General features: G+C 58.3%; 12 protein-coding genes. 5 read left to right on the forward strand and 7 right to left on the reverse strand.

What is annotated here, in order from left to right; genetic code table 11:
• The coding region (locus tag VL752_RS03945) for an alpha/beta fold hydrolase (RefSeq protein WP_325352442.1) at positions 1 to 600 on the forward strand (600 nt) is incomplete at its 5' end.
• A 73-nt stretch (positions 601 to 673) separates the two neighbouring features.
• Here the strand turns inward: VL752_RS03945 and VL752_RS03950 are convergent.
• Genes VL752_RS03950 through VL752_RS03960 form a run of 3 tightly spaced genes read right to left on the reverse strand, consistent with a single transcriptional unit; the run spans position 674 to position 2,463 of the window.
• Positions 674 to 1,198: an iron transporter gene (locus VL752_RS03950; protein WP_325352453.1), complete on the reverse strand. Its 525-nt coding sequence runs from the start codon at positions 1,196 to 1,198 to the stop codon at positions 674 to 676.
• A 51-nt stretch (positions 1,199 to 1,249) separates the two neighbouring features.
• Positions 1,250 to 2,110, reverse strand: coding sequence for an FTR1 family iron permease (locus tag VL752_RS03955; protein WP_325352443.1), 861 nt, complete (start codon positions 2,108 to 2,110; stop codon positions 1,250 to 1,252).
• A gap of 5 nt (positions 2,111 to 2,115) precedes the next feature.
• Positions 2,116 to 2,463: a cupredoxin domain-containing protein gene (locus VL752_RS03960; protein ID WP_325352444.1), complete on the reverse strand. Its 348-nt coding sequence runs from the start codon at positions 2,461 to 2,463 to the stop codon at positions 2,116 to 2,118.
• A gap of 120 nt (positions 2,464 to 2,583) precedes the next feature.
• Between VL752_RS03960 and VL752_RS03965 the strand changes: the two genes are divergently transcribed.
• A complete protein-coding gene (locus VL752_RS03965) occupies positions 2,584 to 3,117 on the forward strand; it encodes a hypothetical protein (protein ID WP_325352445.1) in 534 nt (177 codons plus the stop codon).
• A 121-nt stretch (positions 3,118 to 3,238) separates the two neighbouring features.
• On the opposite strand, the gene VL752_RS03970 is transcribed toward VL752_RS03965, so the two are convergent.
• The 4 genes from VL752_RS03970 to VL752_RS03985 are packed head-to-tail and all read right to left on the reverse strand — an operon-like array spanning position 3,239 to position 7,452.
• Positions 3,239 to 4,066: a carbohydrate ABC transporter permease gene (locus VL752_RS03970; RefSeq protein ID WP_325352446.1), complete on the reverse strand. Its 828-nt coding sequence runs from the start codon at positions 4,064 to 4,066 to the stop codon at positions 3,239 to 3,241.
• Positions 4,067 to 4,070: 4 nt separating this feature from the next.
• Entirely contained in the window at positions 4,071 to 5,015 is a 945-nt protein-coding gene (locus VL752_RS03975) for a carbohydrate ABC transporter permease (protein WP_325352447.1), read from the reverse strand.
• Between the two features lie 45 nt (positions 5,016 to 5,060).
• The gene (locus VL752_RS03980; RefSeq protein ID WP_325352448.1) at positions 5,061 to 6,311 is read right to left on the reverse strand and encodes an ABC transporter substrate-binding protein; all 1,251 of its coding nucleotides are present in this window, start codon (positions 6,309 to 6,311) and stop codon (positions 5,061 to 5,063) included.
• A 55-nt stretch (positions 6,312 to 6,366) separates the two neighbouring features.
• A complete protein-coding gene (locus VL752_RS03985) occupies positions 6,367 to 7,452 on the reverse strand; it encodes an ABC transporter ATP-binding protein (protein ID WP_325352449.1) in 1,086 nt (361 codons plus the stop codon).
• Positions 7,453 to 7,758: 306 nt separating this feature from the next.
• Between VL752_RS03985 and VL752_RS03990 the strand changes: the two genes are divergently transcribed.
• The 3 genes from VL752_RS03990 (at position 7,759) to VL752_RS04000 (ending at position 11,440) form a co-directional block, all read left to right on the forward strand.
• Positions 7,759 to 8,652: an NAD-dependent epimerase/dehydratase family protein gene (locus VL752_RS03990; protein WP_325352450.1), complete on the forward strand. Its 894-nt coding sequence runs from the start codon at positions 7,759 to 7,761 to the stop codon at positions 8,650 to 8,652.
• Positions 8,653 to 8,870: 218 nt separating this feature from the next.
• The gene (locus VL752_RS03995; RefSeq protein WP_325352451.1) at positions 8,871 to 9,794 is read left to right on the forward strand and encodes a LysR family transcriptional regulator; all 924 of its coding nucleotides are present in this window, start codon (positions 8,871 to 8,873) and stop codon (positions 9,792 to 9,794) included.
• Positions 9,795 to 9,883: 89 nt separating this feature from the next.
• Positions 9,884 to 11,440, forward strand: coding sequence for a M81 family metallopeptidase (locus tag VL752_RS04000; RefSeq protein WP_325352452.1), 1,557 nt, complete (start codon positions 9,884 to 9,886; stop codon positions 11,438 to 11,440).
• Positions 11,441 to 11,793: the final 353 nt, after the last annotated feature.

Here is an 11,793-nt window from a genome sequence, read left to right on the forward strand (position 1 = left end):
GGTTATGATTGGGGTGGCAGGGCGGCCTGCATCGTGGCGGCACTCTGGCCGGAACGGGTCGAAGGTCTCGTCAGCTGCGGACAAGCCTATAATATCCAGGATATCGCCAATGCTTGGCAGCCAGCCGCACCCGAGGCAGAGGCCCGCTATTGGTATATGTACTACTTCAACACGGAGCGAGGCCGGGCCGGGCTGACAAGAAATCGGCGCAATCTGTGCCGCCATATCTGGTCCCTGTGGTCACCGACCTGGAGATTCGATGATACGACCTTTGCCGCGACGGCCGCCTCGTTCGACAATCCGGATTTCGTCGAGATTGTCTTGCATTCCTACCGGCATCGTTTTGGCGCCGTGGCTGGTGATCCCACTCTTGATGACATTGAGGCGCGATTGGCTGCCCAACCCGACATAGAGGTTCCTTGTATCGCCCTTCAGGGCAAGGATGATGGTGTCGACCCTCCGACCGCAGAGGATGACGGCAGTTGGCATTTGAAGGGACTGTATGAGCGAAAGATCATTGCCCAGGCAGGACATAATCTTCCGCAAGAAGCACCCGAGGCTTTTGCATCGGCAATTCTATCCCTGGCAGCCCATGACTAGAGTCACGACTGCTGAAAGCTTTACGGCGAACATGGCCCTTTGCCCCCGCGCCGGGATGCAAAGGGCATAGCGCTTACTTTTGGGGATATTTGAAAGTGAAGGTCTCGGTGAAGGGGCCCCACCAGTCAGGGATGCCCGTCTCCTTGTCGACATGATGCAGATAGCCGTTGCTCTGCGGCGACTCATACCGCAGGACGACCGTATAAGTGCCCGGACCGTCCATCTCGACATTGTCCGCGTAGTGAGCACCGTCCTTGGCTGACATCGGGAAGAGATGACCGATCTGCTTGTATTTAGCGTCACCTTCCTTGGTCAGAAGGTAGGTAATGGTTAGATAGGGAATCCATTCGCCGTCGCTGAAGCCCCACTTGTTATCGGCCGTCGCATGAACATCCGTTTCCAGGTGCACGGCGTCAGGGCCCATCGCCATGCCTGGGGGCATCGGTGCCATCTCGACACCGACGAGGTAGCTTGACGCGATCTCCATATCATTCGCGTAGACCGGGCCGCCGATCGGATATTCGCGGGCCTGTGCCGCGGTCACGAGGGCAAGCGCCCCCGTGGCCACGAGCGTTGCAGCTAGAAGCTTCACGATTATCTCCTGTCAAAGGTAAAAGCGGACTTCGCAAAAGAACGGCGCGCTGGCCTGCTAGCGCCGCAACGCCAGTCGCTCGGACCTGGATCGGCTGGCCCGCTCGCTACGAGACGGGCGACGATGGACGTAACGGCTTGCTCCTATGAGCAGGGTGAGCGTCACGAGCCAGACGGCCAGCTGAATGCCCATGGGTTGCGCCGTGTAGCCCACCAGAGCCTGGAGAGCGCGCCCGATCAGGCTGCCATCGCTCACCAACCAGGACGTATCCCAGAGCTGGTAGCCCCAGGCAGGGAGCAGGTCGGCGCCGGCGAGAATGGCGGCGGCACGGCCGGCCATTCCTGCCGCAAGCAAGGCGATCAGCAGGCTGGTGACGCCGAAGAGGCGGTGTAGGGGGATCGCCAGGAGGCCGCGGTAGATCAGCCAAGAAACCAGAGCACCGCCCAGGACGCCGATCGCTCCGCCCAGCAGCATGGCGGCAAGGCCAATCTTGGCCGAGGTCGCGATCCCGTAGAGGAAGAGCGCGACCTCGGAGCCTTCGCGCAGGACCGCGACCGCCACCACGACTGCCATCGCCATGAGGGACGTCTCACCCAAGGCCACGGCATGCCCCATCTCCTTGAAGTGGCGGGCCATCTCCCGGCCATGGCTCGCCATCCAGACATTGTGCCAGCCGAGCATGAAGACGGCGATGATCAGGATGCTGGCATCAAACACCTCCTGCCCATTGCCGGAGAGGGCATTGGTGAGCGCTCCTGCGAAGACGGCGAGCAGCGTCGCGCCCGCGACGCCTGCGGCGATGCCGCCCGCGATGTAGAGACCCCGGCGGGCGATACCGACGGTTGCGGCCAGCACGATGCCGACGATGAGGCCGGCTTCCAGGACTTCCCGAAAAACAATAAGGAGGCTCGCCAGCATGAGGGTCAGTCCTTCTTGGTGGTCGCGGTGATCGTGCCCTGGCTGTCGGGGTTATAGTCATCGAAGAACTTGTACGTCTGGCCAGGATGCAGAGGACCGGCAAAGACATGGATCTTGCCGCCGTTTCCCACCACAATCTTTTCGAAATGCATGTCGTAGCTCTCGAACTCGCTGACGGTCGAATCCAGGTTTGTCAGTTCGATACGGAACCGCTGGCCGGCTGGAACCGCGATGGAATCCGGCGTGAAGTGATGATCCTTCAGGGTGATCGTTACCGCGCTGTCCGCCAGCGCCGCCGGAATCGATGCAACGAGGACAAAGGCGACCCAGCCAGTTAGACGCATCCCACGCATTACCGTCAGTCCCTTCCCTCGGCCGCCGGATGTTGGTAATGCTAATCATTCGCAATTTCAAGCGGAGTTGAGGCTCCTACCTCCGCGCTTTACTCATGCCTGTCGCTAGGAACCGAGCCCATGGCCATCATCCCGATTGTCCATCCCCTGACCTCCCTCCGCATCCCCTATGAAATGCTGGGGGCCATGGACAGCCGCGCCATCCATTACCTCATGCAACCCTACCACTATTTGATCCGAGTGGCACATATCTTGACGGCGTCAATCTTCTTTGGTGTTGTCGTGCTGCTCGATTGCAGGCTGATGGGATTTCACCGCAGCATGGGCATGCGACCGTTGGCCGAGGCCGCTCTACCGTGGCTCTACTGGACCTTTGGCATCTCTTTCATCACCGGTATCGCTCTCTTCCTCTATGATCCGGTACATGTCGGTAGTCATGGCTATTTTACGCCTAAGCTCCTCATGCTGGGGCTCGGCCTCATCAACACCGCCGTGTTTCGGCGGTATCGTTTCGGCGCAGCTTTCACACCCGCCGGCACAATGCCGATGTCCGCGAAAATCGCCGGCGCGCTTTCTTTGCTCTGCTGGTCGGCGGTCATGATCTTCGCCATGCTCAACACCGAAGCGGCACCAAATGTGCTTCTGCAGTATTGACCGAGATTGCCCCTCCTCCAGGCCCGGCCCGGTGAGAGCGGCGTGCGGGGCGAGGCCCACTCTGCGGCCCCCGCACTAGCCACCATCCCCACCGCCTGAGGCGGCCCCGAGGAGGTCCTGGCTATTTGACCGCACCGGCGGTCATGCCGGCAATCAAGTACCGCTGCAAAAACGAGAACACAATCGCTGCCGGCACCGTAGCCAGCAAGGTTGCCGCCATCACCTGCTCCCACTCGATCTGATATCGCCCGGCAACCTGGGAATACACCAGTAGAGGGAGTGTGTAGCTCGCGGAGGAGCGCAAAATCGTCAGCGCAATAACAAATTCGTTCCAGGCGTTAATAAAGGCGACGGTCGATGACACCACGATTGCAGGCACGGCAAGCGGCAGGAAAATGCGGATCAGGCTGCGCAACCGGGTCGCCCCGTCGATCCAGGAAGCCTCTTCTATCTCCCGCCCGATGGTATCAAAATAACTCTGCAGCATCATCACCGTAAAGGCGAAGTTGAACGCCCCATAGATAAGTATCAGCGAGCTGTCGTTGTCGATACCGCCAACCAGCACAAGGAGTTGCAAAAGCCCCAGCACGAGCACCATCGGTGAGATCATCTGGGTAACGAGCAGATATTGGCCGAAGGCCCGCTGCCCCCTGAAGCGCGACCGCGAAAGCGCATAGGCGGCCGGAATGGCCAATATCACGGCAAGGGCAGCCGACGTGATGCTGACATAAAGACTGTTGAACAGAGCGGTGCCGAAGCCCGTCTGCTGCCACATGTCAACGAAATTCTGCCATCTGAAATGGTTCGGCAGCCAACGAGGCGGGTAGAGAAACAGTTCGTTCCGTGGCTTTACTGCCGTAAAAAACATGACGGCAAACGGAAACAGATTCAGCACCATCAAGGGTGACAGAATTATCCAGTAAATAGCACTTTTTAGAGGTTTTTTCATCGTATTACACCTCCTCTGCCACAGAGGACTGCTTTCCGCGCATAAGAAGTGTCGCGTAGATGATCGTGAAGATCAGAAGAATGGTCAGCATGATGATGGAAATCGCGGCCGCCTTCCCAAGCTGCCCGAACTGGAAGGCGAGCTTATAGAGATAGGTGACCATGATGTCGGTCTCGTCCGCCGGGCCGCCGGCAGTCATCACCCAGATAATAGGGAAAGAATTGAACACGTAAATTATGTTGAGAACGATTGCGATATTTAAAAACGGCTTCAACAACGGCATCGTCATATGGAGGAAGAGCCGGTACGGCCTGCCGCCGTCGACCGCGCCGGCTTCATAGATATCGCGGGGGATCGAGGAAAGACCGCCGAGAAGAATCGTCGTTGTAAAAGGAATTGAGACCAAAATACCGACGACGATTTCTACACAAAAGGCAAGATGGGCACGCCCCAACCATTCGATCGGCGTTTGCATCACACCAAGATTCATGAGCGTCGCGTTCAACAGGCCAGCCCGGCCGTTCAATGCCCAGCGCCACACAACCGCGGTCATGGTCAAGGAAACGGACCAGGGCAACATGATCACCGTTCGCGCAATGCCGCGGCCATGGAATTCTTCATTGAGAATCAGGGCAACGGGTATCGATATAGCCATCGTGCCACCCACCACCGTCACAGTCCAAATCAGGGTCCGCCAGATCGACGCGACAAACAGCGGGTCGAGGAAGAGATCCCGGTAGTTGCCGAAAGCGTTGGCGCCCAGAATGCGACCGAAACGACTAACTGAATGCAGCGACAACCAGAGGAGGTCACCTGCTGGATAGCCAATGATGATGATCGTCAGGATCAGCCCCGGAACCAAGAGAAACCGTGGATCCTGGAAGACAAGCTTGGGTCGCGGCGATATGGCTGGCACAGCGATCGGTATGTCCAGTTGTGACTGACTCATGATAATCCCCGAAGAGGGCAGGACAAAGCCCTGCCCTCCGACTTTCTACTTCTGACTAAGAATGGTGTTGATCTGACCCGCCGCTTGCGTCAGCGCGGCCGTGGGGGCCGCCTGACCCAGATAGATCTTCTGCAACGCCTGAGTGGTGTCGTCGGCCATCTGCTCCCAGTTGGCAACGGGCGGAATAAACTTCGCATAGGACAGGCCGTCAACGAAGCCCTTCATCGGCTCCGTGCTATAGTACTTTTCGTCGGCCACAGCAGTGGTTACCGGCAGCAAACCTTCATTTCTATCGAACTGGCTGCGGTATTTTTCCTGATACATGAACTTGGTGAAGTCCGCAGCGAGCTTCTTCTGATGGGAAGCGCTGAAAATCACCAGAGAATCGGTCACGGCAAGAGTGGCCTTTTGCTTCGCCACAGGAAACGGCAGCACGGCGTAGTGCAGATTCGGGGCTTCAGCCTGAAGTTGCGGAACGAGCATCGGGAAGGTGAAGACCATGCCGAGCTTTCCTTGCTTGAAGAGATTAAAGATATCCTCTCGCGAATAGTCGGTCGGCTCGGGTTCCGTCACGTGACTGTCAAGCAACTTCTTGTAAAACGTGGCCGCCGCAATCGCTTCAGGACTATCGAGTCCGCTCTTGCCATCTTTCGTGAAGATGTCCCCACCGTAGCTCCACAGGATGTAGTAAAAATAGGAATCCGTTTCGATCTGCTTACCCTGCAGGCCAAATCCGAAGGCACCTGGAATCGTCGATACCTTCTTTGCAACGTCGTAGAGCTGGTCCCAGGTCTGGGGTGGTTTCGCGCCGACCTTGTTGAGCAGATCCATGTTGACGAGCATCGCCCGGGCCGAGGAGCCGACTGGAAGCCCCATGAGCTTGCCGTCGATAATCGAGGGGCCCATGAGAGTCGGAATAAACGAGGTCTTGAAGGATTCCGGGAAGTAGCCGTCTAGCGGCTCCACGACGCCTTGCGAGGCAAAGTCATAGAGCCAGCGTGTTCCGATAATGGCAAGATCAGGCGGAGTATTTGCGGTGAGATCCGTTGTCAACTGCTGAAGAACATTGTCCCAAGGCACAACGGAGATGTCGATCTTCACATCCGGATGGAGCGCCTCATAGTCCTTGGCAATCTTCTCGAACAACGGCCCCGTCTGGCTCGAATACTCGGCCACCTCAAAATTCAAGGTGGCGGCATTTGCTTCAGTCGCCGAGATGGCGCCGAGACCTAGCACCGACAATGCGGCTAAATAGAGCGGCCGAAAAGGCCCATTCCAAGACTTACTCCAACGCATAATTCTTCTCCTGATGATCAGAACTTTGTTAGCAGGATTAGGTTCTTCCTCCGCCCTAACCTGAAATCTTGCGTAAACGCTGGCCGGACGCTTTGTCGAAGAGATGCATGCGTTCGCGCTGTGGCATAACGCCGATGCAATCGCCCGAGCGCAGGGCAAGTCGCTTGTGGGTGACAATCGTCAATTCAGCGGCAGCGGTCTTTGCCGCAACGATTGTTTCCGATCCTGTTGGCTCGACAACATGAACCGTCGCCGTTATGCCATTCCCCGGATCCAGGATTTCAAAATGCTCGGGCCTTACGCCAAGCACCACCTCTCGTCCTTCCGCGACCGCGTAGGCATCAATGTCAAGGGGTGCCGGCAAGCCGGTCTCCGCCAAGACGCCGTTGCCCGCCACAGTGCGATAGACGCCAGGCAAGAAGTTCATGGACGGTGATCCGATGAATCCTGCAACGATCAAATTAGCGGGGTAGTCGTAAAGATCAAGCGGCGGTCCCGCTTGCGCGATAGTGCCCTGATGCAGCAGCACGATCCGATCGGCCATCGTCATCGCTTCGACCTGATCATGAGTGACATAAATGGATGTCGCTCCAAGCCGCTGATGCAGGGACTTCACCTCCGTCCGCATCTGAACGCGAAGCTTGGCGTCCAGATTGGAGAGCGGTTCATCGAACAGAAAGACCTTCGGTGTGCGAACAATGGCGCGTCCCATGGCGACACGCTGCCTCTGTCCACCAGACAACTGGCGCGGATGGCGCGCGAGTAGGTGACGGATTCCCAGAGCGCCTGCCGCGCCATCAACCCCGGTTTCAATCCGCCCACGCTCCATATTGCGAAGACGAAGACTGAACGCCATGTTGTCAAATACAGACATATGCGGATAGAGCGCGTAGCTCTGAAAAACCATCGCGATATTACGTAAGCGCGTTGGGATATTGTTCACGACTTGTCCGTCGATCGCGATGGAACCGTCGGTGATGTCCTCGAGCCCTGCGACCATCCTGAGAAGCGTTGATTTGCCGCAGCCCGAAGGACCTACCAGCGCGACGAATTCGCCATCCGCGATGGTCAGATCGACTCCCTGCACAACCTGAAGATGTCCGTAGGACTTTCGAATGTCACGCAGTTCGACTGACGCCATCGACCTTATATCTCCACCGTTCCGACACGATCATCGGCATTCACGGTTGTCACTGGACAACGAAATGCCTGCTTACTACCAAATCATGGTGACGCCGCTCATTCGGCCCTGGCTAATGCAAATCCGTGATCTTCTTATACTGACGGAGCATCGGCGGGCCTGCGGCCCACCCAATTGCCGAAAGGCATCGGGCAAGGAAAATTTTGCATTGGCGGCGCGGTGCGCCAAATTTAGAATGAACCGCCCAATGTCCGCGACGCGCGGGATTATAGCTTTGCCGGTTACCCGGCACGAACAGGATGAGTCATGAAGAATATCGTTGTTACGGGCGGCAGCGGCAAAGCTGGCCGCGCTGTGATCAAAGATCTTGTGGACCATGGATATCGTGTTCTCAATGCCGATATCACCCCGCCCGCGAACCCGATCTGCCCGTTCCTCAAGGTTGATTTGACGGAGTTCGGGCAAGCTATCGATATGCTGCGCGCCGCCGCCGGTGTCGGCGACCATCCATTCAGGCAATTCGAGAAGGCAGATGCTGTGGTGCATATGGCGGCCATCCGTGCCCCCGATCTCGCGCCGGAAGAGGTAACGTTTCGGACTAATATCCTGTCCACCTATAACGTTTTCAGCGCCGCGACACTGCTCGGCCTCCCGCGTGTCGTATGGGCATCCAGCGAGACAACCCTGGGCCTCCCCTTCAGCCGCACCCGCCCTGCCTTCGCGCCGATCACGGAGGAGCACCCGCTCCTGCCCGAAAGTAGCTACGCCTTGTCCAAGGACCTCGGCGAGGAGATGGCGCGGCAAATGCATCGCTGGAACCCCGACACGAGCTTTGTCGGGCTGCGCATCTCCAATGTGATGGAGCCCTGGGAATACGCACAATTTCCCGCATACTCAGCAGATGTCTCGCTGCGAAAGTGGAATCTGTGGAGCTATGTTGACGCCCGCGACGTCGCCCAGGCTTGCCGGCTCGGATTGGAGGCCGATTTCCATGGCGCCGATCACTTCATCATTGCGGCCGCCGATACGGTCATGACAAAATCCAATAAAGAGCTTCTGGCAGAAGTGTTTCCGGACGTTCCGCTGACCGGTGACGTCGGCGAGTTCGAGACCCTGCTGTCGATTCAAAAAGCTAAGACGCAACTGGGTTATCAGCCGCAATACTCATGGCGTGAGGAGATCGGCAAACTTACAAAATGAGAAACGCTGACCACAGCTGAGCCTCGCGTAGAAGCTAGGCGCCTCGGACATTGGACCTTTCGCGCCATTTGGCGCGAAAGGCGGCGCTGCGAACGCTCAGTCGTCAAACCAGGATTGCCTTGATCTGTTAAGCAATTTGGCGGCGATCTATGGCATAATTTTTGCGTCCATCGGGACCGATCTGGCGGTGATCGCCGGCGACGGATGGACGGAGCAGAATGGTAGATACCCGCTGGTTAAGTGACTTCCTGACGACAGCAGAATTGAGAAACTTCTCCCGCGCGGCAGAAGTTCTGAATTCGACGCAGCCTGCGCTGAGCCGTCGTATCCATGCGCTAGAAGATTGGCTTGGCGCGCGTCTTTTCGACCGGGATACACAGCCGATCTCCCTGACACCTGAAGGCGAACTCCTCCGACCGACGGCAGAGGAGATTCTGTGCAGTCTGCAACGTGCTCGGGCGGAAATTCGCGGCGTGCGCGAGCGCCGCACGGCGCTTCTCCGCTTCATCACCACGCATGGATTGGCAACTACGGTTCTTCCGACCTGGCTGGGCTCGGTTGAAGCCGTCACTGGCGCGATATCGATGCGGCTGGAAACGGCGCGCCTCGATGACTGCGCGACGACGATGGTGAACGGAGAGGCCGATTTCATGCTGGCCTATACGCACCCGACCTCCATTCTTCCGCTTGACCCTCGTGCCTTCCGCTCCGTTGTCATCGAACAGGATGTGCTGCTGCCTGTCTCCGCGCCGGACGAGAACGGAGCGCCTCGCCATCCCGTGCCGGGCCCCTCGGAGGACCGCCCTAGCGGCTATATCGCCTACACACTCTCATCCGGATTTGGACGCCTCCTGGATCAGTTTTTTGGTCAGCGCGAGGACTCACTCAAGCTGCAACGCGTTTTCGAAACGCATCTGGCAGGGGTTGTCAAGATCATGGCGCTGGAAGGGCGTGGTGTCGCGTGGCTGGCGAGCCGCTATGTCACGGCTGATATTGCATCGGGCCATTTGGTTCACGCCGGGGACGAGGAATTTTCAATCGAATTGGAAGTCCGTCTATTTCGCCCGATCGGACGGATGTCAGTGGCGTGCGAGCAGTTCTGGACAGCCGTGGGTGAGGCATCCTCCCCAACTATACGGTAATCTCATCGACCGATGGCGAAAAGGAATTATACGCACGCGGGCGGATTGCGTACGTGTGTAGCTGTAAGGCTAACAGGTACACGGAACCCATGCGCATTCCCAAGATCGCCATTCTTGGCCTGGCAATAGAGTGCAATCGCTTTGCCCCGCCATCCACCCGATCGGACTTTGAGTCGCGCGCGTTGCTCAGGGGCCAGACGTTAATCGACGAAAGCCGGCGGTTGGCTCCGGGGATGACCCCGGAAATACCCGCCTTTGTCCGAATGATGGATTCAAGCACTCGCTGGCAAGCGGTCCCGATACTATGGGCTAATGCGGAATCCGGCGGTCCTATCGACCACGAATTCTTCTGCGAAATCATCTCCGAGATGCGGCAGTCTCTGGAAAGAGCCGGCCCGTTGGACGGCGTCTATATCTGCGAGCACGGTGCTGCCATCACGACTGCGGAAAGCAATCCAGATGGCGAGGTCTTCGACCTCGTCCGCGAGATTGTCGGTCCTTCCGTGCCGATCGTGGCAACCGTCGACCTGCATGCCAATATCTCCGAACGGATGGTCGGCGCTGTCGACGCTCTGATTTCCTATCGCCGCAATCCCCACACTGACATGGCGGATCGTGGAGCGGAAGCCGCGGCGGCACTCCTCGAACTTCTTGGCGGAATGCGCACGAGCGTCGCTCATGTGAGATTGCCGATTGTGGCGCCACCCACAGCCCTGCTGACAGCATCCGGGGCCGGTCCATATGCCGATCTCATTGAAGCCGCAGAAGCCGAACGCGACGCGGGTATTGTCAACATTTCTGTCGTCGGCGGTTTCGCCTATGGTGACACCCCGCAAAACGGCCTCTCCATCATCGTGACGACGCGGAACGACGGCACGCTTGCGCGGCGGACTGCGGAACATCTGGCCGCAATCGCCTGGCGGGAGCGTGATCGCTTCGTGCCGCGTCTGACTTCTGTCGAGGACGCGATAAAGCGCGCCAAGGAGGCCGGGGAGCAACGTAATACACCCGCAGTACTGGTCGCCGATGTCGCTGACAATCCTGGAGGCGGTGGTCGTGGGAACACGACCTACCTCCTTCGCGCCCTGTTGAATGCAGGCGTCCGCAACGTGATCTTTGGCGTCTTCACGGATCCGGAGCTGGCCGCGGAGGCGCATGCCCTGGGAGAAGGCACATCCTTCGAAGCGCATTTCAACCGAGCAGAAACCGCTCGCTTCTCCACGCCGCTTTCCACCCGGGCGACCGTGTTGAAGCTGCATGATGGCAGGGGAGTCGGCCGCAGGGGACAATTGGAAGGCTGCGCATTCGATCTCGGCCCATCTGCTGCACTCATGATTGATGGCATCATCCTCATCGTCATTACCAACCGCCATCAATGTCACGAACCCGCCTTCTTCGAGATGTTCGGGCTGAACATTGCTGCCGCGCGCAGCGTTGTTCTCAAGTCCCGCGGCCACTTCAGAGCCGCCTTCGACGAGTTCTTTAAGCCGGAACAGATCATCGAGGCCGACGCGCCCGGTCTGACATCACCGATCCTCTCACGCTTCGATTTCGAGCGGCTGCCACGCCCAGTTGTCCCTCTGGACGTGGTCACCGATTGGATTGCGGATGTCCGCGTCTTTCATCGCACAGCTGCGGAGACCTAAGGCGAAAGCAAATTCGTGCGACCGGCACGCGCCGGCGCGCACGAACCGATCGCCGCCGGGTGTCACTTCAGCCTTGAGGAGACAAGGTCGAAGAGCCGGCGATTGTCTCTTTGTCTTCGGTCAAAACCTTCGCGCGCCCCAGGGGATTCTCTGGCAGCGCGGCACCGACATTGCTGGCACGGGGCCTTCTCAAACTGCAGGGCTCCGGCCTACTCCCGGTCCGAGACATCATGACCTCAGAAGCCGGTCTCTATTCGGCGTAGTCAGGCTCTTCCCGATCCAGAATGCGACGCCAGGCATCAAGATGCTGGCGGGAATCAAAGCGATTGCTCCATGGACCATTATAGTGGTCA

This window comes from Acidisoma sp., from assembly GCF_035492295.1.
Lineage (GTDB): Bacteria > Pseudomonadota > Alphaproteobacteria > Acetobacterales > Acetobacteraceae > Acidisoma.